This window comes from Desulfovibrio sp. Fe33 (genome assembly GCF_028532725.1).
Lineage (GTDB): Bacteria > Desulfobacterota > Desulfovibrionia > Desulfovibrionales > Desulfovibrionaceae > Pseudodesulfovibrio.
In genome coordinates, this window is record NZ_JAQKGU010000002.1 from 353,168 (window position 1) to 373,303 (window position 20,136).

The following is a 20,136-nucleotide window of genomic DNA, read 5'->3' on the forward strand; positions in this document are numbered from 1 at the left end:
GGTTGCGGTCGGCCGTTGGATTACTCGCACCGAAGCAAGGCTTCGATGATGGCCTTGTAGCCTGCGGTCACCTTGTGCAGTTGGTCCACTTCGATGTGTTCGTCGATGGTGTGCGCCAGGTTTTCGCGGGAAGGGCCGTAGCCCAGCGTGCGGATTCCCGCCTCGCCCGCATAGTGGCTGCCGTTGGTGCAGAAGGAGTAATGGGACAATCCCGGAGCGAGGCCCGCCTCTTCGAGTCCGGCCAGGGCGGCGGCCACGAAGGGGGCGTCGGCGTCGTAGAGCCAGCCGGGGAAGAACCGTTCGCCCTGGATGTGCACGCCCGTGTAGCATTTCTCCTTGCCCTTGGCGAAGTAGACCTTGGCCTTGAAGTCCGGGTTGGCCTCGGAGAGCCTGCCGATGGCCTCGTTGAACGGGGCCAGGACCGATTCCGGGGTCTCGCCCACCAGGAGCCTGCGGTCGTAGGTGGCCCGGCAGCCGCTGGGCACCACGGACGAGCCGGGGTAGGGGGTGGACTTGATGTCCGTAAGCACGCAGATGCCCTTGCCGAGCACGGGTTGCTCGGGCGCTTCGATCTTGTCGATCTCTCGGATCAGGTCGGTCATCAGGTGGACGGCGTTGACGCCCTTGTCGGGGTTGGCCGAGTGGGCCGGGACGCCCATGGTCTCGACCACTATTTCGGCGCGGCCCCTTTGGCCGATCTTGAGGTTCAGCTCGGAAGCCTCGCCGATGATGACGAAGTCGGGCTTGACCTCGGCGGAGATTTCGCGGGCGGCGATGCCCTCGAAAAGCTCCTCTTGGACCACGCCCGCCACGCAGATTTCCCCTGCGAACTTGCCCTTGGTTTCCTTGGCGAACCATGCCGCGGCCCCGACCATGGCGGACAGGGCGCCCTTCATGTCGGACGTGCCCCGGCCGTAGACCTTGCCGTCCACGATGTCTCCGCCGAAGGGGGACTGGGTCCAGGCGGAAGGATCGGGCACGGGGACCACATCCATGTGTCCGTCGAAGAGGACGCACGGGCCGGGTTTGTCGCCCTTGATGCGGCCGACGACGTTGCCGTAGCGGTCCACCGTGACGCGGTGGAATCCGTTGGCCTCCATGGCGGCGGCCAGGGCCTTTGCGACGTCGCCTTCCTCGCCGGAGACGCTGGGCAGGGAGACCAGCTCCTGGCACAGCGCCACGCTCAGATTGCAGTACTTATCCTTGTTGGACATGTCGCCTCCCCCTAGCCTTCAAGCAGGCCGGTCCGGGCGTTGAATTCGTTGATGAGCCTGTCCACTTCGGGGGCGAGCTTCTGGATGTTCTCCCAGTAATGCTCGTCGTACCACTGGGCCTGGATGTCCTCGAAGGCCATGCCCTGCTGCTCGATCCAGGTGTAGTACTTGAGGTTGTGGATGCGCTTCCTGTCGTAGTAGCCCAGCTCCAGCATGTTGTCGATGGTGGTGGAGGCCAGCACTCCGCGCGAGTACGCGGCGTCGTCGGCGTCGTAATCACCGCGCTCGGCGGTCAGTTCGGCCAGGCGGCTCTGGTACATCTCCATGGAGTCCGTGGCCACGGACAGGACGATGTCGTCCTCGCCCAGTTCATAGTATTTGGCGAACTTGACGGCGGAGATCATGTTGGCGACCGAGGATATGCCGAGCATCTTCAGGTTTTCGGCGATCTCTGCCGGGACGCCCTGGGCCTTGAGGGTCTCGATGCCTGCCGGTTCGTTGAACAGGCGGATGAGGTCCATGGGGACTTCGTCGTCCACGGCTATGGCCATGTCGGTGTTGCGCACGTTGTGGACCCAGGGCACGTGCTTGTCGCCGATGCCCTCGATGCGGTGCGCGCCGAATCCGTTGTTGAGCAGGGTGGGGCATTGCAGCGCCTCGCAGGCGGCCACCTTGAGGTGGGGGAACTGCTGCTTGAGATAGTCGCCGCTGGCCAGGGTGCCGCCCGAGCCGGTAGACAGGACCACGCCCCTGAACCGCTTTTGGGCTTCGTCGGTCAGGCTGTCGATGAGTTCGGCCATGGCGCGGCCGGTGACGGTGTAGTGCCACAGGTAGTTGCCCATGTCGTCGAACTGGTTGAAGATCATGATATCGTCGCCGGAATTGCGCAGTTCCCAGCACTTGTCGAAGATTTCCTTGACGTTGGATTCGGAGCCGGGGGTCTTGATGGTCTCTCCGGCCACCTTGGAAAGCCAGTCGAACCGCTCCTGGCTCATGCCTTCGGGCAGGATGGCGATGGACTCGCAGCCGAGCAGGTTGGAGTCGTATGCGCCGCCCCGGCAGTAGTTGCCCGTGGAGGGCCAGACGGCCTTCTGCCTGCGCGGGTCGAACTGGCCGGTGACGAGGCGCGGGGCCAGGCAGCCGAAGGCCGCGCCGACCTTGTGAGCGCCGGTGGGGAACCACTTGCCCACCAGCATGACGATGCGCGCGGGCACGCCGGTCAGGGAGGAGGGCAGCTCGATGTGGTTGACGCCGCCGTATTCGCCTCCGCTGGCCGTGGGCTCGTTTTTCCAGGTGATGCGGAAGAGGTTGAGCGGATCAAGGTCCCACAGGCCGAGGTTGTCGAGCTTTTCCTTGATGGAGGCCGGAATTCTTTCGGGGTGGCACATCTGCTCCAGGGTGGGGATGATGATATTCTTTTCGCGGGCGCAGGCCACGGCGCTTTCCAGGCCCTGCGGGTTGATGGTCAGGTCAAGCATGGTTGTCTTTCCTTTATTTGTTAGGATTCTTGGTCGTTCAGTGCTGCTTCGAGAGCTTCCAGGGTCGGGGCGATGACCGCCGGTGCCGCGCCGCACGCCTTTATGGTCGAGTCCACGTCCTTCAGGCCGGAGCCGGTGACGAGGAGCACGCAGGCGGAGTCGCGGCCCGCCAGTCCCTGCTCCAGGGCGGCGTGCAGACCGGCCAGGGGCGCGGCCCCGGCGGGCTCGGCGAAAACGCCGGTGCTTCGGGCCAGTTCGGGTATGGCCGAGAGAATGGCCTCGTCGGACACGCGCAAGAACGCCCCGCCCGTCTCGGTCACGCTTCTCATGGCCTTCACCCGGTCGCGGGGCAGGCCCGCCGAGATGGAGTCGGCCACGGTGTTGGCCCGGATGGCCGGAAAGGTCGCCGGATCACCACCTTGCTCCCAGCACCGGAACAGAAAATCGCTGCCTTCGGCCTGGACGCCCATGAGCCGGGGCAGGCGGTCGATCCAGCCGAGCCGGTACATGTCCAGAAATCCCTTGTGCAGCCCGGAGATGATGCAGCCGTCGCCCACGCCCACGAACACGGCGTCCGGGCACTGCCAGTCCAATTGCTCGCAGATTTCGTAGGCCGCGGTTTTCTTGCCTTCGGCCATGTAGGGGTTGAAGCCGGTGTTGCGGTTGTACCAGCCGAACTCGGCGGCGGCGGAAAGGCAGAGCTCGAAGGCGTCGTCATAGGTGCCGTCCACCAGAAAGACCCTCGCCCCGTAGGCCAGGAGCTGCGCAACCTTGGCCCTGGGGGCCGAGCGGGGCACGAAGATGGTGCACGGCATACCGTCGGCGGCGCACATGCCCGCCAGGGCGGCGGCCGCGTTGCCGGTGGATGCGGTGGTTATCATGGAGGCCCCGGCCTCGCGCGCCTTCATCACGGCGAGCGAGCTGGCCCGGTCCTTGAGGGAGCCGGTGGGCTGGCGGGAGTCGTCCTTGACGTAGAGAGTGTCGAGGCCCAGGGAATCGGCCAGGCGGCGGGCTTCGTAGAGAGGGGTCCAGCCCACGGCGGCGGCCGGGGCCGGGGTATCGGGCAGAACCGGCAGAAGCGCGCGGTAGCGCCACTGCGTGCAGGTCTTGTCCTTGGCGAGGCTGTCCGGGGAAATTCGCCGCCCGATGGCGTCGTAGTCGTATTCGATGTCCAGGATGCCCTCGTTGCCGTGGTCCGGGCAGACGTAGCCGGTTTCTCCGGGGAGATAGGTCTTGCCGCAGAGGGTGCAGCGCATTCCCGTGACGTGATCGGGCCGTGTTGTCTTGTTCATGTCTTTTGCGTGTCGGGTTGAGACGCCGGGCGGCGGAAAGGCCGCGCCGCCCGGCTGTTCAGGCTTGTGGGAGGGTTATTTGGACGCTTCTTCGATGGCTTTCAGGAACGCGTTCAGCATTGCCTTGCCTTCTTCGCCGAAGGCCTCTTCGAGGTACTTTTCGACGACGGGCTGGGAAGCGGCGCGGAAGCGCTCCTTCTCGGCTTCGGGCAGGGTGTAGATTTCCATCTTGGCGGACAGGAAGGGCAGGCCGCGATCGGACGCCTCGATGGCGTTGGCGATGCTGCGGGAGACCACGATGGCGGTCTTGGCGGCGCTCTCGACGACCGTCCGTTCAGACGGGGTCAGGGAGTCGTAGAAAGCCTTGTTCATCATCCAGACGTGGGGCGCGAACAGGTGGTTGGAAATGGTCAGGTACTTCTGGACCTCGTACAGTTTGGCGAACTCGACGATGGGCACCGGGTTCATCTGGCCGTCGGCGACGCCGGTCTGAAGGGAGGTGTAGACCTCGGACCAGGCGATGGACACGGGCTGGCCGCCAAGGCTGGAGACGAGCATTTTGTGGGTGTCCAGGCCCATGGTGCGGATCTTGAGACCCTTCATGTCTTCGAGGGTCTTGATGGGGCGCTTGGAGTTGGAGAACTGGAAGAATCCGCCGGAGTCGGAGAAGCCGAGGCACTTCAGGCCGGTCTTGGCGGTGATGTCGTCACCCAGCTTCTCGCCGAAGGGACCGTCGAACACTTCGTAGGCAACGGCGTGGTTGGGGAAGGCGAAGGGCACGTCGAGCACGGAGATCATGGGGTAGATGCTGCCCACCGCGCCCACGGAGTGCACGCCGAGCTGGATGATGCCGGATTTAACCTGCTGGACCACTTCGGAGTCCTTGCCGAGCTGCCCGCTGGGGAAGATCTGGACCTTGATCTCGCCGTTGGTGCCGGATTCCACCAGGTTTTTGAAGACCACGGCGGCCGCGCCGGACGGGTTGTCGAAAGCGCCGTTCTTGTTCAGGTGGTGCATCTTGATGACCTTGGCGGCCAGGACGCTCTGGGCCGAGCACAGCATCAATGCCGCCACGGCGATCAGCACAGTCAGTTTCTTACCGATTCTCATAGGTTCCTCTCATGGTTTGTTCCGCTACATGTCGAGCAGAAGGTTGGGGAAAAACATGGCCAGGTCGGTCCAGAAGGTGGTGATGATGAGCACGCCCACCTCCACGAGTATGAACGGCCACAGGGCGGCGCTGATGCGCTCTATGCGTTCGCCTGTGACCGAGGAGAGCACGAATATGCAGGCCCCCACGGGCGGGGTCATGAGCGAGATGTTCAGGGTCAGGACGATCATCACGCCCGCGTGCACCGGGTTCATGCCGATGGCCTGGGTCAGGGTGCCGAGCATGGGGGTCAGGATGATGAGCGCCGCGTTGATGTCCATGAACATGCCGATGGCCAGCAGCATGAGCAGGATCATGGCCTTTATCATCCAGGGAGTGGTGGACAGGGACAGGAAGGCGTCCGCTATCTGCTGCGGGATCTGCATGAAGGTCATCCACCAGCTCAGGATGGAAGCCGAGGCGATGATGAGGAAGACCACGCCGGTGATCCGGGCCGTTCGAATGAGCATCGCCACGATGTCGTTGAAGGTCAGCGTGCGGTGGATGCACACGCCCACGAACAGGGCGTAAAACACCGCGATGGCTGCGGCCTCGGTGGGGGTGACGATGCCGCCGAGGATGCCGCCGAGAATGATGGCGGGCATGATGAGGGCGAGGATGCTGCCCCTGAATGCGTAGAGGATCTCCCGCAGGGACGGGCTTCCTTCCTTCTTGGGCAGGCCGAGCTTGCGGCCCAGGGCCACGATGAGCGCCATGCAGACCAGGCAGATGAGCAGTCCTGGCAGGATGCCCGCCGCGAATAGGCCTGCGATGGATACGCCCGCCAGGGAGCCGTAGATGACCATCAGGTTGGACGGCGGGATGGTCGGTCCGATGATCGAACCGGCGGCCGTCACGGCGCAGGCGAACGGGCGGGAGTAGCCCTGCTTGACCATGGCCGGGACCAGGGTGTTGCCGAAGGCGGCGGTATCGGACACGGCCGCACCGGTCATGCCTGCGAAGAGCACGGAGGCGAGCATGTTGGAGTGGGCCAGGCCGCCGCGCATGTAGCCGACCAGGGCGTCGGCCAGGTTGGCGATGCGCTGGGTCATGCCCACGCGGTTCATGATCTCGCCCGCGAGGATGAAGAAGGACATGGCCATGAAGGTGAACAGGTTGAGCCCTTCGAAGAACCGCTTGGGGGCCATGACCAGGAAATTGTCCCCGCCCACCTGGACGAGGCCGATTACGCCCGCGATGCCCAGGACGAAGCCGATGGGAACGCCTATGAGCAGCAGGCCGAAGAAGACGATGGCTACGGTAAGCATTAGGAAGCCTCCTTCCTTGTGAACAGGGGATCGACGCGGGCGGCGTCGCGGATCATGACGGCGACGATCTGGAAGGCCGTGAGGCCTGCGGCCACCGGCACGGAGGTAAAGGGCACGAGCATGGTCATGCCGAAAATGGTCGCGAACTGGTGCGCGCCCTGTCCTGCCATGGTCACTCCGTACCAGGCGAGGAACAGGAAGAAGGCCAGGCCGAGCAGGTCGAGGACCATGCGCGCGGGCATCTGCCAGTTCAGCGGGAGGCGCGAGAAGACCAGGTCCAGGCCGATGTGTTCTCGCCGGTAGGCGCAGCACGGCACGGCCAGGAGCGCGGCCCAGATCATGAGGTAACGGGCCATTTCCTCGGTCCAGGTGGCTCCCATGGCCAGGGCGTAGCGTTCGAGAATCCCGAACCAGACCACGCCGATCATGGCGGCCACCAGGAGGGCGCAAAGCCGTTCCAGGACGTAGTTCAGTCTGAAAGCGACGCGCTCTACGGCGCCGGCCAGGTCGAAGAGTGATGTTGTTTTTTGTGTTTGCATAGCGTGGTTGGTTAAAGTGATGCCCTCTTAAGAGCAGATACCGTGCCATTGTCGGCGTTGGTTTGGAATTTTTTACCCTTTTTGAAATTTTACAATAAACACCATAAAAACAGTGTCTTATGATGGATGCAAATTGCGAATCATTCATTGTGCCTGTTGAAGTAATTTCTTGAGCCTCTTCCAGTTTACGATTATGTCATAGGTGTTTTCATTTTGATACCAATGTCCGTTTCCTAGGACAGCGTGTCCTAACCCGGCGCGATGCGGGACAGTTCCTCCCCGGCTTGAACATGGAGGACTTGGCGGCGGTATCGTTTTGATACGGAAGAACGGCGTTTGACAGGAGGAATGAGCCTTGGAGTCGAATATGGGATATTTCCCCCAAAACCTGCGGGACATCAGCGGGGCGGCGGCCAAATACGCGGCGGTCATCTCCCGCGTGCTTCGGGTGGATGTGGAGATCGTGGACGGGGGGCTCTATCGCGTGGCCGGGACCGGACGGTTCGCCGGGCTGGTGGGCAAGCAGATGTCCTCGGCCAGCGGCGTGTATCGCCAGGTGCTCAAGACAGGACGGCCGCTGGTTATTCAGGAGCCGGGCTTTTCCGAGTTCTGCGTCGGATGCCCCAACTGGAGATCCTGCGATGAAACCTTCGAGATGAGCACGCCCATCATCTATAAGGATGCGGTTGTAGGCGTCATCGGATTCGTCTGCTTCACCAAGGAGCAAAAGGACCATATCCAGGATAATTTTGAAGTTTTTTTCGATTTTTTGACCCAAATGGGCGACATTTTGGCTTCCAAGGTGGTCGAATCAATGGAATTGACGCGGAGCAGGGCGCTGGGCGAGCTGCTTGAGACCGTTGTGGACAAGGTGGACGAGGGCGTGCTTCTGCTCTCCGGCGACGGGCGAATCGTCCGTTCCAACCGCGCTGCGCAACAGATTCTCGATTTTCCCGTCGAGGAGCAGGGCTCCATCACCGTGAACCTGGCGCGAGGCGAAAATCGACTTTTACAATATTCGGAATATTCGGTCGGTATCCTTGGGCGGTCGCATTACGTTGCCGGGAACGAATACAACCTCCAGCACGGCGAAAGCTCCTGCATGTTCATGTTCCGCGATGCCCAGCTCATGCACGACAACGCCCTGCGGCTGGCCTCCTCGCATGAACGGCTCGGACTTGACGCCATCCTCGGGACTTCGGAGGTCATCGCCGCGCTCAAGAAACAGGTGTCCAGGCTCGCGGACTCCATTTCCTCGGTGCTGGTCACCGGCGAATCCGGCACGGGCAAGGAGCTTGTGGCCCGCGCTCTCAACGAGGAGGGCGGCCGTCGCGAAGGACCTTTCGTGGCCATCAACTGCGGTGCGATTCCCGAAACGCTTCTCGAAAGCGAACTTTTCGGATACGTGGGCGGCGCTTTCACCGGAGCCAATCCCAAGGGAAAGATGGGCCGTTTCGAACAGGCCAACGGCGGAACCCTGTTTCTCGACGAGATAGGCGACATGCCGCTGCATCTTCAGGCCAAGCTCCTGCGAGCCCTGGAACAGCGCGAAGTGACGCGCCTCGGATCGACCCAGTCCACGGCCATCGATGTGCGCGTGGTCTCGGCCACCAACCGCAACCTGGAGGAGATGGTCCACAGCGGCACCTTCCGCGAAGATCTCTTCTACCGCCTCAACGTCATCCCCATCCATATTCCGCCCCTGAGGGAACGTCCGCGCGACATCCACCTTTTGTCCAAGGTCTTTCTCGAACAGAGCATGGCTCGTCTGGACAAGGAGATCCTGACCATCAAGGAGAGTTTCTGGACAACGGTGAGCGAATACCATTGGCCCGGAAACGTCCGCGAACTGCAAAACACCATGGAGTACGTGGCCAACGTCGTGGACTCACCAGCCGTAATCACCCGCGAGACCTTGCCCATCAAGGTCCGTTCGGGCGGGCAGGAGTTCGAATATGCCGACTACAACCTGGAAAACATGGAGCGCACCGTCATCCAGCAGGCGCTGAAGACCTTCGGCGACGAGGACTCTTCCAAGGCTGCCAAGGAGCGGGTCGCCCGGAAACTCGGCATCGGCATCGCCACCCTCTATCGCAAGATCAAGAAGTACGGTTTGGAGTAGTTGGGAGAGCTTCGCCCTCCTTTCCGCGCCACTCCGCCATGTTGGAGGCCGTATCAAGGCTGAGCTCCGCGCGGTCGCACAGCCATGTCGGGCCATGACAGTCTATCCGGCGAGAAGGAGGTCGGGCTAGGGATATGCGGGGCGGTTTCGTTGCGCACCGGGGCCGCAGTTGGATAAGGTCAATAAATTTGGTGGTAAACGGGAAAAGGAGTTTTGTCCTTGCGCAATATGCCACCGGGGGGTATGACGTTTTTTCGCCGTTCAGCCGGCAGACTAACGGGGCTGCCGCCCCGGATTCACACCGCTGACCGCCCTTGGGCGGGATGCGGTTTTTCGCTGGCTCGCGGCGGAGCGTCCCCTGCAAAAATCCTATCATCAACGTACAACCGAATCTGCTGCCGACATGAAAACCAATCTATCCGAACTCGCTCCGCTTTCCCCATTCGACATGGCCGCCCCCGATAACGGGGATTTCGAAGTCTTCAAGCCCGAAAACGTCTGTTCCAAGTTGATCCGCTACAGGGTTGAAGACGACCGCTTGACCGACCTCGAATTCACCGGAGGATGCGACGGCAACCTCAAGGCCATTTCCGCTCTGGTCGAGGGCATGAAGGTCGAGGACGTGGTGTCCAAGCTCAAGGGCATCACCTGCGGGAAGAAAAGCACTTCCTGCGCGGACCAACTCTGCATCGCGCTCCTTGGCGGCGCGCACTGATCCGAAGCCGCTTTCCATGTCCCGGCGGCCGGAAGGCCGTCGGGGTGTCTTGCTCCGCATCCCTTCATTTCCCGCATCCCTTCATTCCCCGCATCTCTTCATTTTCCGCATTTCCTCTTCCGCATTTCCTGCATTCTCCGCATTTTTCCCGCTTTAGATGTTTGCAGGAACGGATAGCCCCCATTCGACGCCATTTCCTCATTCTGCGAGATAATCAGCCGGCAGGTGTACAGGGCGTCGAAACTTCCTTCAAATTCGCATTCCTTCGTCCTCGCAGTAACAGTCTCTGGCGACAGCCGAGGATGAAGCCGGGGCCGAGATTCCCCAGCTTGCGCACAAGCAGTCCGTAGGGCGCATAAGGCGGAGAGTTTGGGCGCATCCATTCCTTCTCACCCCTTTCTTCCAGAAGGTTTGCGAGCCATCGCGGTTATCCCTGGGGAGTGGAAGTTCTCGCCGTGCGTGTTCCCGATATCTGAATGCATTATCTTTTGTCTTCCTGCGATCAGTGGTCTCCTGGACCGGTTTTCCGGGTCGTAGTCTTCCCCCTCCGTCCTTTTTCAAGGCGTCGGCGTTGGGCGGATTGTCTGGCCTTTGCGAATTTGTTTCGGCGTCAGCTTTGCGAATCCTTTCCATATCCTTGGCGAACCATGGCAAAATTGTCTTTTCTATATGTTAAAAACGCGCAAGGCGTCGCCATGGTCTCGCAATATCGCGCCAGCACATACAAAATCAGGCAAAGTATGTTTTTTGGGCGATCACGCAATAATAATTATTCAACTATTTAAGTGTATTAAGAAAGAGATAATCCGAAACGGCCGTGCGGCACACCCTATGCAAAGTGGGGAGGCAAGAAACGCGACCACCCAACAAGGAGTATGGATAATGGAAATAGTTTTCACAGCTCATGGGCATTCCTGTGACCTCGCCCTGCATCCGGTATCCGAAAAGACGGCACGTTCCATTGAGAAGTATGGCCCTGAGGTCTATTCCATGAAGGCTCTGGAATGGTGGCGGAAGGGCAAGACGGCCACCTGGGGGATGCGCATCGACGATTCGTGCAGCATACAGGTCAGGGTGGATGGCGAGCTCGTTGATTTCGATTATGGGAGCATCATCGCCAACCCGTTGCGCATTCGCCGACGCATGTACCTCGACAGCCGGGCCAAGTATCTCTGCGTGCTCGGCTTCGACAACGAAGTTTGCAAGTTTTCCTGGAAGTGGAGCGATGTCTCCGAGTACGACCCCTCCAAGTTCGAGTTCATGGTTCACCAGTGGGATCGCATCATGGGCGAAGAGGGATACTACATTCTGGACGAAATCCGGTACGGCAAGGAATTCGCCACCAGCCACGACTGGTGCGACGCCTCGGGTTTCACTCTGGTCCCTCCGCGCATAATCGATCTCGACGAGGTCAGGCGCGAACTGGCCGAGGGCGGTCCGGAGCACAACGGCCCCGCTTTCCCTTCCCCTCATCACACCATACCTTCTCCCAAGTCCCCGGAGTAATCCGGGCACTCCTCTTCCCGTCAGGGGCATCCGCAAGCCCCGCTGGGCAAGCCCCGCGCACTCCCCGTGCGTGGGGCTTCAATTTTGCGGTGTGCGGATGCGCGGTTCGATGGGCGCGCCTGCGGACAGGGCGGAAGAAGGCCCCGCCCCCCGCGCTCCTGGGCGCGGAGGGCTCAATCGTAGGCGGGGCTAGTTCGGGTCGGATTCGGCGTCGGACGGGTGGTCCACATCCATGGCGGGTTGCAGGCGCAGGATGACGGTCGTGCCCTGGCCCGGGCGGCTGGCCAGGGTCACGCTGCCCCCGGATTCTTCGATGATCTTCTTTATGAGGGGCAGGCCCAGGCCGTTGCCTTCGTCCTTGGTGGAATAAAAGGGGTTGAAGGCGCGGTCCAGCTCCGTTTCGGTCATGCCCTTGCCCTGGTCCTTGATCCGGGCGATCAGTTCGCCGCCGTCCATGGACAGGGAAATGACCACGTCGCCGCCGGAGGGCATGGCTTCGATGGAGTTCTTGACGATGTTCACGAGGCATTGCTTGAGGGAATCGGCGTCGCCTTCCACGGAGGGCAGGTGCTCGTCGGCCTCGACTCGGATGTCGTAGCCCTGGCGGCCGTAGCCCACGCCCATGAGTTCGGCCGCGTCGCGGCTGACGGCGACCATGTCGACCGTGCCTCCCCGGCCGCGGGATGGGCGGACGAAGTTGAGCATGTTGGTCAGGAGCTTGTCGAGCCGCTTGGTCTCTTCGACGATGATCTGGACCTTTTCCCGCTCCTGCGAGTCCAGCTTAGGGGAACGCAGCAGGGCGTTGGCGAAACCGCCGACCGCATAGAGCGGATTACGGATTTCATGGGCCAGGTAGGTGGATATTTCACCGATGATGGCGAACTTGTCCTGCTGCTGCTTGAACTTTTCGCGATGGGTGCGTTCGGTGATGTCACGATGCATGACCATAATGTGGGACATCTGTCCGCGCATGTCGAAAATGGGATAGGCGTACAGGCGGTAGTACTGGAGCAGCCCGCTGCCGTTGACCCTGGTGACCATGGCCTCTTCCTTGCGGCCGCTGAGCAGGGTCTTGTGGAAGGGGCAGACGGGGTCGAGCTGGTTGCAGAACGTCGAGCCGTCGCGCAGCCGCGCGGCCATCCAGCACGGCTCGCCCAGAAGCTCCTTGCGCGGCACGCCCGCCCGCTGCCAGACCGTGCGGTTCACATCCTGGATGTTGCCGCTCTTGTCCAGCAGGAAGATGTCTTCGCGGATTTCGTCGATGATGGACTGGATCAGGGTGCGCTGGTGGTCCAGGCTGGTCATGTAGTTGCCTTTGACCACGGCCATGTCGTGGAGGCCGCAAAGGAAGATGAGCTCCCGGTGGTCGATCAGGGAGATGGATTGGGGCAGCTCCTGCCTAAGCCGGGCGGCAAGCTCCCTGTCGCCGGTGATTTCCACCACAAGATTGATCTCGGGGTGGGCGTCGAGCATTTCCCGGTAGGTCGGATAGACGGGGCAGGTCTCGCAGTCCTCGGGCAACGGATTGGCCTGGGGGGCGTTGCTGATGGCCGCCAGGCACATCTCGGGCAGGAACTCGCGGAATGCCTCGTTGTAAATTATGTCCAGCATGACCTGGAGCATGGAGCCGGTTCCCACAACGCCAACGTTGAAGGGGCCGAGCGTGCCGTTCCAGTAGCAGATGCCGAGATTTTCGTATGCGAAGTCGTCCATGAACAGCCTCCGGGTCCGTCTTCAGGGCCGGCGTCCTAATCGTTCGCCGACCCGCCGATAAGTTCCGACATGCCGATCTCGCCGTGCCGCAACAGCTTGCGCTCCATGGCCCGCTGCACGGTTTCCACGATCTCCGGAAGGGAGGCGGGCTTGAGGAGATAGTCGAAGACCCCGTTGTGGAGCAGCTTCATGGCGTCGGTGATGGAGGTGTGCCCGGTCAGGCAGACGGTCTCCACGTCGAACCCCTGGAGCTGTATCTCGCTGAAGGTCTCCGCGCCGGACATGCCTGGCATTTTCATGTCAAGCAATACCACGTCGAACTGGTTCGTGGCCAGCTTGTTCAGGGCCTCGTGCCCGTTTTCCGCAGCTTCGACGGTGTACCCCTCGGCGCTCAGCAGGCGGCATAGTGATTTCCGGAAACGCTCTTCGTCGTCGACCACGAGGATCCTTGCCTTGTGGGTCATGATGCACCTCTTTATCGTGTTATGGGGATGCGCACGGTGAACGACGCTCCCCCGTCGGGGGGAGACGACACCAGGATGTCCCCGCCCAGTTCGTTGATGATTCGCAGGCTGACCGACAGGCCGAGCCCGGTGCCCTTGCCCGGAGCTTTGGTGGTGAAGAACGGGTTGAATATGCGCTCCCGGTTTTCCGCAGGAATGCCGGGTCCGTTGTCACGTATCTCCGAGCAGGCCAGCGTCCCTTCACGGTACGTGGTGATGAAGATGTCGCCGTCCCGGTCCACGGCCTGCACCGCGTTGATGAGCAGGTTCAGGAAGACCTGGCGCAACAGGGGCGGGTCCGAAGTCACCATGGGCAGGTCCGTGGCCATTTTGCGGTGAATCGTGATGTTTCTCGGGATGGTTTCGCGTTCCACCAGTTCGAGCATGTCTTCGACCAACTGGTTGATGTCCGCCGGTTGGGAGACGGGCTTGCGCTTTCGGGCCAGGTCCAGGAGCTTGTGGGTGATGTCCGAGCAGCGGGAGACCTGGGCGTAGATGACGTCCAGGCTGGCGCGGACCTCGTCCAGCGCCTCCCGTGTGACGGGCTCGGAAAGGTTGTAGCGCATGAGCTCGGCCTCCTGGAGGATGATGTTCAGGGGGTTGTTGATCTCATGGGCGATGCCGGTGGACAGCTCGCCCAGCGCCAGAATCCGCTGGGACTGGATGAGCTGGTCCCCCATTTCGGTCCGTTCGGCCTCGGCCTGGTTCAGCCAGCGCGTCGAGACCCAGAGCAGCAGCCACATGCCGCAGGATATGATGAGGGCCACGGCCAGGGCTATGGTGTCCCCGGTGTGCCCGTGAAACCAGGCTGCGCCGCCCACGGCCAGGCAGGACGCCGGGTAGGCGAACCGGCCGAGCATGACGACCTTCCGGGCGTTGGTCAGGCTCATTGACGGCTCCGGCGCTCGATGCGCAGCTTCGCGTGCTCATGGGCCGCGCGGATGCGTCCGAGAAGGTTGTCGATCGAGAACGGCTTGAGGATGTAATCGTAGGCTCCGAGGCTGATGCCCTCGATGCCCGATTGCAGGGAGCCGTGTCCGGTGAGCATGATGACCTCGGTGTCGCGGAACCGCTTGCGGATTTCCTTGAGCGTGTCGATGCCGGACAGCCCGGGCATCCGCACGTCGAGGATTATCACATCCACCGGGTTGTCCCGGAGAAAGGCCAGGGCCGCCTCGCCGTTGGTCACGGTGTCCACATGCACGTTGCGCTTGGTGAGTCTTCGCTGAATGAGCTTCAGGAAGTCCTGTTCGTCGTCCACCACGAGTACGCGAATCTGGTTCATTATTCCTCCTTGCCGCCGGGGAATTGCGGTCCGGTGAAGGGCAGGCGGATGGTGAACGTGGTTCCCTGTCCGGGGTCGCTGTTGACCCTGATGGTCCCGCCCAGCTTGCTCAGAGTGCTGTATACGATTGAGAGCCCCAACCCGGTTCCCTCGCCGGTGGGCTTGGTGGTGAAGAAGGGGTCGAATACCTTGGTCAGGTTTTCCTTGGGGATTCCGGCCCCGCTGTCGGCGATGTCGAGGGCGACGTTGTCGCCGTCCACCCGCGTGACCACGGTGATCTGCCCGTCCTGGTCGATGGCGTCGATGGCGTTTTCGAGCAGGTTCAGGATGACCTGCTGCACCTGGTTCGCGTCCGTCGTGATGAGCGGCAGTTCCGGATCGAGGTCCGTCTGCACCTGGATGTTGCGGTGCCGCGTTTCGTTTTCCAGGAACGAGGCAGTCTGGTTGGCCAGCATGTTCAGGTCCACATCCTCCTGAAGAGGCTCCATGCGCCGGGCGAAGCCGAGCATACGGTGCGTCACGGTGCGCGCCCGCTCCACATGCCGGTCGATATCGGAGACCGCCTCCTGCAATTCGTCCACGGCCGGGCCGTCGCCCAGCTCTCCGTCATTGATGATGTCCCGTATCCAGCCCGCGCTCTCGCGGATGATGGACAGGGGGTTGTTGACCTCGTGGGCCACCCCTGCGGCCAGCTTGCCCAGGGAGGCCATCTTGCTCGACTGCATGACCGCCGCGTCCATGGCCGCGCGTTCGCGGTCCGACGCCTTGAGCCTGGAAACGACGGAGGAAACGGTCGTGTATGCGCCGACGAAGATCATCAGGGCGCAGCTCCCGAACAGGGCGTAGATGAGCGACCGGGTACGCAGCAGGGGGGAGAGCTCCTCTTCGGGGTTCTCCATGATGACCAGCCGCCAGTTGGTGTCGGGAAGCCGTGTGAACCCGGCGATGACCGGCACGCCGTCCCTGCGCCATGTTTGGATATCCACGCCGTCGCCCGGGTCGCGGATGGGCAGGTCTACCTTGGTCAGGGCCTTGCCTCCGAACCTGGCGGGCGTCTGGAGTACGTTTTGGTTGTTGATGATGTAGGCGTCGCCCATCTGTCCGGTGCGGACATTGCGCACCAGCGAGGTGAACACTTCGGAGTCGATGGTCGCACGGAGTATCCAGGTTCTCCCTCCTTCCTGGCGCTTCACCGCGATGATGAAGTGCGGGAAATTGCGAAACCCCATGAACACGTCGCTGATGTAAAGTCCCTTGAGCATGACTTGGTGGAACCACGGCTCGTCGCGGTAGTTGACCTCCATGAGATCGAACGGCCCGCAGTACGCTTCGTGACTGCCGTTCTGGCCGATGACTCCGATGTCGAAGAAGGAGCTTGAAGTGCCGTGGATGGCGTCGAAAACCTTGTTAAGGTACGCCTGGTTGGACATCTCGGCGAAGGAGTGGATGTCCGCCAGCATTTGCAGTTGCACCACCCGTTCGTTGAGGAACATGGAGATGGCGTTTCTCCGGTTGGAAACCATGAGCCGGAGGTTGTCCGTGAGTTTTTCCTCGTAGGTCTTCCGGAATTCGTTGTGGATGACGTAGCCCAGCGCGAAAAGCGGAACCACGGAGAGCCCCAGGGTGATAAGCACCAGGTACCACTTGAGACGGGAGTAGGTGGAGGAGATCATGCGGCGCACCCCGCTTCCTTTAGTTCTGCGGCCAGTCCTTCCAGCAGTTCCTCGATTTCCGCCTCGAACTTGTCGCGATAGCGGATGACCATGGCCGGGTCAGCCATGGACATGTCGATCTGCCGGGTGTGCATGAGCAGGTAGCCGAGCACGGCCATGGCCTGCTCAACGGCCTCGCGGCTGACGCCTTCGAGCCGCGCGAACAGGGCGTCGTCGCGAATTTCGGCGATGAATCCGCGCTTTTCCAGGACTTCGGCCACCAGGCGCGCGCGAAGGTTTCGGCGGTCCAGGCTCGCCCCGCCTCCCTTGAACTGGAACAGGGCGTAGTTGGAATTGGGATCGTCGCCGGCGAAACCTTCGATGGTGCAGAAATGGAAGCCGAACCGCGATTGCAGGTTGCAGTAGCGGCTGCCCACGATGAAGTAGTTGCGTTCGCCCATGTCGTTCCGCGCGCCGGGGGCCAGCGCCGGGTTCTGGGCCGCGCTGGTCAGCACGGACATGAAGCCGTCCATGCGCGCGGGCGGCGGTCCTTCCCAGGGCACGGTCATCATGCCGAACCACAGGGCGCGCATGGGGCTCGACCGGATGGCCTCGACGGTGATGCTTTGGCGCGAATCCGAGGTTTCGGCCTCGTCCCCGGCCGTGCCGCCGCCGATGTCCACCAGCCAGTACTGCATGGTCTGCTGTCCGGTCAGCCTGCGGGCGCCGGAAACGGGCCTGTTGCCCTGCGTGAACATCTCGCTGACCGCCTTTTCGTGGCAGAATCGGGTGATGTCGTGCATGGACCGGCATCCTTCGGGACGGAAGTCCGGGGATTCCGGGTCGGTCAGGTTGAGCGGGGTGATGAACTTGAGCACCCGGCGCAGGGCCAGCCCCACGTCCGAGGTCCGAGCCACGGTAGCCGGACGGGCTTCCTGCTCGATCATCCGCTTGCGCCGTCCGAGGTAGATGGTCCCGTTGGTGCCGTTGACCGTTATCACGCCCACGCCGGACAGCCGTTCGACGGCTCCGGGCGCGCCGATGAGGGCCGGAATGCCGTATTCCCTGGCCACGTTGGCCAGGTGGCCCACGGAACTGCCGAATTCGGCCACAAGGGCGGAGGCGCGCGGCAGCAGGGCGGACAGTTGAGGACGGGCGTTGCGGGCCAGCAGGACCGCGCCGTCCGGGAATTGGAACATGTCCTCGTCGGATTCCACCTTGACCACGCAGCCCGAGGCCGCGCCGGGGCTGGCCGGGATGCACCCGGTCAGGATGGCCAGGCCGCGGCTTTCCTCGTCTTCCACCGGCGGCTGGGGCGCGTCCACGCACATGGTCAGAGGGCGGCATTGCAGGATGACGAGCAACCCCTCGCGGTCGCGCGCCCATTCGATGTCCTGCGGACGGCCGAAGTGATTCTCGATACGCATGGCCAGGTCGGCCAGCCGTTCGATGTCGTGGTCCGGAATGGCCGGTTCCAACTGCTTGCCGCCATAGAGCTTTTCCTTGCGGACCTGGCCGCCGGAGGTCATGACGAAGCGGACTTCCTTTTCCGCGATGTCCCGGCCGACGATCTTGCGGGTTTCGCGGTCCACGGTCCAGGAGTCGGCCAGGGAGCTGCCGTCGACCACGGCGCAGGGCAGGCCCGGCACCGCGTTGATTATCAGCGTGTTCTCGTCGCCCCCGACCGGGGGACGGGTGTAGATCACTCCGCCCGCCACGGCGTCTACCATCTCCATGCAGCCCACGGCCATGACCATTTCGTCTTCGCGCAGACCCCGGTTTCGGACATAGGTGATGGCCGTTGCGGAGTACATGCTGGAGACTACGGCGCGGTAGGCTTCCGTCACCTGGGCGGGCTTGACCCCGAGCTTGGAAATGAATTGCCCGGCGAACCCGGTCTGCTCCGAGTCCTCGCCCAGCGCGCTTGAGCGCACGGCGAAGCGGATGTCGCCAAGCCTCGCGCACTGCTCGCGCACGGCTTCTTCCAGCTCCTGGGGCATGGGGGCCAGGTCGATGGCGTTGCGGATGCTCCGCGCCAGGTCGTTGAGCTCCTCCAGGGAGGAACTGTCGTGAATCTGGATGAGCCGGTTGATCTCGTCGTCCAGGCCTGTGGATTCCATGAACAGATGGAAAGCCGAGGCCGTGATGGCGAAACCGTGCGGCACCACCGCGCCCAGTTCTGCCCGGATTTCACCGAGCATGGCCACCTTCGAACCGGTCTCGGGCAGGTCCGAGGCGCGCACGTCGCGCAAGCGCAGGACCGGCGGGCCGAGGGGGCCTCTTTCGGGACCGGCGAACGCCCTATCCATGTTCTGCACGATCTCGTTGAAGACGTCCCGCAGCCCGTCATATTTGCCGGGAGCCATGAGGCACAGACGTTCGATCATCTGGCGGACGCTCGAAGCGACCATGACGCTGTAGGCCCGCACCCGGGTAATGCCGGACGGGTGGCCGGACTGCGCGGCGCCGGTCATTTCGGACATGAGTTCCAAGGCCTTGCCGTTGGCTGAGAGCAGGAGGCGAAAGTCCTCTGACTTGTTGAGGAATTTTTCGACCGATTCCCGCTCACCCTCGGCGTTGCCGTGGATGAAGTTGAACAGGGTCTTGAGCGCGGTCTTCATGGCGAACCTCCGGGGCTACGGTTGGCCGCGATGGCGGGCGCGAACGGCGTCCAGCACCTTGAAATAGAGCTCGTCGGTTCCCACCGGCTTGAGCAGGAAGTCGAATGCGCCCATGTCCATGCCCTCGATGAGCGCGCGGGAGTCCGCGTGGCCGGTCAGGATGATGACCGGCAGTTCCGGTTCGATGGCCTTGATCCGTCTCAGGGTCTCGAGCCCGTTCATTCCGGGCATCATGACGTCGAGAATGACCACATCGAATTCGTCCTCGCGGATCTTGTCGATGGCCTCCTGGCCGCTGGTGGCCGAGGTGATCTCGACGTTTCGGCGTACGAAGCGGCGCGCATAGGCGTTCAGGAAATCCGTTTCGTCGTCGACCAGAAGCAGGCGTATCTTCTTCATGACTATCCTCCGGTGTGAAGTCTCCCTTCCGGAGCCGGGGGCGGGGGCATGCCCCCGGCCGGATGGGGAGGGTAAGGAATGTGTTCACGAGCGTTTCCGCTGCGTGGGGGGCATTCCTATTGGAACAATTGCTTCAGTTCGACGACCATGGGCGCGGCTGTCCAGAAGAAGAGGAGCATTACCGTGGCGGTCAGGACGATAAGCAGGGCGGCCCTGAGCTTGCTCACCCCGGCCCCCTTGTGCAGGCCCACGCCGATGAGCACGGCGCGCACGGGCTCCATGATGAAGGCCAGCCCCGGAATCCAGGAAATGACCATGACCGCTCCGCTGGCGTATGCGTAAATGTTGAAGATTCGGCCGAAGGGCAGGCGCTCCTGGCCGGTCATGCTGATGAGAATGAAGGTGATGACCGCTCCGAAGGCGGGCATGAGTATGGCGTTGGCCATCATTATTATTCCCATGGCCAGGGAGTTTTCAAAAAAGTAGGCCATGCTCACCGAGCAGTAGAACAGAGCCGATATCATCAGGAATATGAGCGCTCTGCGCGAGCCTGTTTCAGCCGCAGTCTGCTCGAAATGACGCGCGGGCGACCGCATGACGTCCATCAAGGTTTCGAAATATTCCCGGATCCCCATCCTGGTGCTTATTTCGCGAGTCGCTTCCATGTTGTGCCCCCTAA

At 62.2% G+C, this 20,136-nt stretch carries 17 protein-coding genes; 3 read left to right on the top strand and 14 right to left on the bottom strand.

The features are described from left to right. Positions 1–20: 20 nt before the first annotated feature. The 6 genes from PSN43_RS04415 to PSN43_RS04440 all read right to left on the bottom strand — a co-directional run bounded on the left by PSN43_RS04415 (position 21) and on the right by PSN43_RS04440 (position 6,941). The gene (locus PSN43_RS04415; protein ID WP_272699500.1) at positions 21–1,214 is read right to left on the bottom strand and encodes a YgeY family selenium metabolism-linked hydrolase; all 1,194 of its coding nucleotides are present in this window, start codon (positions 1,212–1,214) and stop codon (positions 21–23) included. An 11-nt stretch (positions 1,215–1,225) separates the two neighbouring features. Then, complete coding sequence (locus PSN43_RS04420) at positions 1,226–2,692, bottom strand: pyridoxal-phosphate dependent enzyme (protein ID WP_272699501.1); 1,467 nt, start codon at positions 2,690–2,692, stop codon at positions 1,226–1,228. Between the two features lie 20 nt (positions 2,693–2,712). Continuing rightward, on the bottom strand, positions 2,713–3,984 hold the full coding sequence (thrC, locus tag PSN43_RS04425; protein WP_272699502.1) for a threonine synthase: 1,272 nt from the start codon (positions 3,982–3,984) through the stop codon (positions 2,713–2,715). 75 nt (positions 3,985–4,059) lie between these two features. Continuing rightward, entirely contained in the window at positions 4,060–5,094 is a 1,035-nt protein-coding gene (locus PSN43_RS04430; protein ID WP_272699503.1) for a TRAP transporter substrate-binding protein, read from the bottom strand. Between the two features lie 24 nt (positions 5,095–5,118). After that, positions 5,119–6,402 (bottom strand): TRAP transporter large permease, encoded by a 1,284-nt coding sequence (locus tag PSN43_RS04435; RefSeq protein WP_272699504.1) that lies wholly within the window; start codon positions 6,400–6,402, stop codon positions 5,119–5,121. Continuing rightward, entirely contained in the window at positions 6,402–6,941 is a 540-nt protein-coding gene (locus tag PSN43_RS04440) for a TRAP transporter small permease (RefSeq protein ID WP_272699505.1), read from the bottom strand. The genes PSN43_RS04435 and PSN43_RS04440 overlap by 1 nt, the downstream gene beginning before the upstream one ends. Positions 6,942–7,308: 367 nt before the next feature. Here PSN43_RS04440 and PSN43_RS04445 point away from each other — a divergent pair, with 367 nt between their 5' ends. The 3 genes from PSN43_RS04445 to PSN43_RS04455 all read left to right on the top strand — a co-directional run bounded on the left by PSN43_RS04445 (position 7,309) and on the right by PSN43_RS04455 (position 11,284). Beyond that, a complete protein-coding gene (locus PSN43_RS04445; protein WP_272699506.1) occupies positions 7,309–9,063 on the top strand; it encodes a sigma-54-dependent Fis family transcriptional regulator in 1,755 nt (584 codons plus the stop codon). 403 nt (positions 9,064–9,466) lie between these two features. Next, a complete protein-coding gene (locus PSN43_RS04450) occupies positions 9,467–9,778 on the top strand; it encodes a TIGR03905 family TSCPD domain-containing protein (RefSeq protein ID WP_272699507.1) in 312 nt (103 codons plus the stop codon). 882 nt (positions 9,779–10,660) lie between these two features. Continuing rightward, on the top strand, positions 10,661–11,284 hold the full coding sequence (locus PSN43_RS04455) for a hypothetical protein (RefSeq protein WP_272699508.1): 624 nt from the start codon (positions 10,661–10,663) through the stop codon (positions 11,282–11,284). 189 nt (positions 11,285–11,473) lie between these two features. Here the strand turns inward: PSN43_RS04455 and PSN43_RS04460 are convergent, their stop codons facing one another. From PSN43_RS04460 to PSN43_RS04495, 8 genes are all read right to left on the bottom strand, one after another. Continuing rightward, positions 11,474–12,997: an ATP-binding protein gene (locus tag PSN43_RS04460; RefSeq protein WP_272699509.1), complete on the bottom strand. Its 1,524-nt coding sequence runs from the start codon at positions 12,995–12,997 to the stop codon at positions 11,474–11,476. Positions 12,998–13,032: 35 nt separating this feature from the next. Next, positions 13,033–13,461 (bottom strand): sigma-54-dependent transcriptional regulator, encoded by a 429-nt coding sequence (locus PSN43_RS04465; protein WP_272699510.1) that lies wholly within the window; start codon positions 13,459–13,461, stop codon positions 13,033–13,035. Positions 13,462–13,472: 11 nt separating this feature from the next. Beyond that, the gene (locus PSN43_RS04470) at positions 13,473–14,390 is read right to left on the bottom strand and encodes a sensor histidine kinase (RefSeq protein ID WP_272699511.1); all 918 of its coding nucleotides are present in this window, start codon (positions 14,388–14,390) and stop codon (positions 13,473–13,475) included. Next, complete coding sequence (locus PSN43_RS04475; RefSeq protein ID WP_272699512.1) at positions 14,387–14,785, bottom strand: response regulator; 399 nt, start codon at positions 14,783–14,785, stop codon at positions 14,387–14,389. Before PSN43_RS04475 ends, PSN43_RS04470 begins: the two co-directional genes overlap by 4 nt. Further along, positions 14,785–16,458, bottom strand: a complete 1,674-nt coding sequence (locus tag PSN43_RS04480) for a sensor histidine kinase (RefSeq protein WP_272699641.1) — start codon at positions 16,456–16,458, stop codon at positions 14,785–14,787. The genes PSN43_RS04475 and PSN43_RS04480 overlap by 1 nt, the downstream gene beginning before the upstream one ends. Further along, the gene (locus PSN43_RS04485) at positions 16,455–19,058 is read right to left on the bottom strand and encodes a PEP/pyruvate-binding domain-containing protein (RefSeq protein WP_272699513.1); all 2,604 of its coding nucleotides are present in this window, start codon (positions 19,056–19,058) and stop codon (positions 16,455–16,457) included. Before PSN43_RS04485 ends, PSN43_RS04480 begins: the two co-directional genes overlap by 4 nt. Before the next feature lie 15 nt (positions 19,059–19,073). Beyond that, positions 19,074–19,457, bottom strand: coding sequence for a response regulator (locus tag PSN43_RS04490; protein ID WP_272699514.1), 384 nt, complete (start codon positions 19,455–19,457; stop codon positions 19,074–19,076). A gap of 116 nt (positions 19,458–19,573) precedes the next feature. Continuing rightward, the gene (locus PSN43_RS04495; protein ID WP_272699515.1) at positions 19,574–20,122 is read right to left on the bottom strand and encodes a YIP1 family protein; all 549 of its coding nucleotides are present in this window, start codon (positions 20,120–20,122) and stop codon (positions 19,574–19,576) included. Between the last annotated feature and the right edge of the window lie 14 nt (positions 20,123–20,136).

Excerpts from the sequence above, each read along its gene's own strand:
- PSN43_RS04415 (WP_272699500.1), bottom strand. The coding sequence starts at position 1,214 with ATGTCCAACAAGGATAAGTACTGCAATCTGAGCGTGGCGCTGTGCCAG.
- PSN43_RS04480 (WP_272699641.1), bottom strand. The coding sequence starts at position 16,458 with ATGATCTCCTCCACCTACTCCCGTCTCAAGTGGTACCTGGTGCTTATC.
- PSN43_RS04455 (WP_272699508.1), top strand. The coding sequence starts at position 10,661 with ATGGAAATAGTTTTCACAGCTCATGGGCATTCCTGTGACCTCGCCCTG.
- thrC (WP_272699502.1), bottom strand. The coding sequence starts at position 3,984 with ATGAACAAGACAACACGGCCCGATCACGTCACGGGAATGCGCTGCACC.
- PSN43_RS04430 (WP_272699503.1), bottom strand. The coding sequence starts at position 5,094 with ATGAGAATCGGTAAGAAACTGACTGTGCTGATCGCCGTGGCGGCATTG.
- PSN43_RS04485 (WP_272699513.1), bottom strand. The coding sequence starts at position 19,058 with ATGAAGACCGCGCTCAAGACCCTGTTCAACTTCATCCACGGCAACGCC.
- PSN43_RS04435 (WP_272699504.1), bottom strand. The coding sequence starts at position 6,402 with ATGCTTACCGTAGCCATCGTCTTCTTCGGCCTGCTGCTCATAGGCGTT.
- PSN43_RS04470 (WP_272699511.1), bottom strand. The coding sequence starts at position 14,390 with ATGAGCCTGACCAACGCCCGGAAGGTCGTCATGCTCGGCCGGTTCGCC.
- PSN43_RS04460 (WP_272699509.1), bottom strand. The coding sequence starts at position 12,997 with ATGGACGACTTCGCATACGAAAATCTCGGCATCTGCTACTGGAACGGC.
- PSN43_RS04450 (WP_272699507.1), top strand. The coding sequence starts at position 9,467 with ATGAAAACCAATCTATCCGAACTCGCTCCGCTTTCCCCATTCGACATG.
- PSN43_RS04495 (WP_272699515.1), bottom strand. The coding sequence starts at position 20,122 with ATGGAAGCGACTCGCGAAATAAGCACCAGGATGGGGATCCGGGAATAT.
- PSN43_RS04440 (WP_272699505.1), bottom strand. The coding sequence starts at position 6,941 with ATGCAAACACAAAAAACAACATCACTCTTCGACCTGGCCGGCGCCGTA.
- PSN43_RS04445 (WP_272699506.1), top strand. The coding sequence starts at position 7,309 with ATGGGATATTTCCCCCAAAACCTGCGGGACATCAGCGGGGCGGCGGCC.
- PSN43_RS04420 (WP_272699501.1), bottom strand. The coding sequence starts at position 2,692 with ATGCTTGACCTGACCATCAACCCGCAGGGCCTGGAAAGCGCCGTGGCC.
- PSN43_RS04465 (WP_272699510.1), bottom strand. The coding sequence starts at position 13,461 with ATGACCCACAAGGCAAGGATCCTCGTGGTCGACGACGAAGAGCGTTTC.
- PSN43_RS04475 (WP_272699512.1), bottom strand. The coding sequence starts at position 14,785 with ATGAACCAGATTCGCGTACTCGTGGTGGACGACGAACAGGACTTCCTG.
- PSN43_RS04490 (WP_272699514.1), bottom strand. The coding sequence starts at position 19,457 with ATGAAGAAGATACGCCTGCTTCTGGTCGACGACGAAACGGATTTCCTG.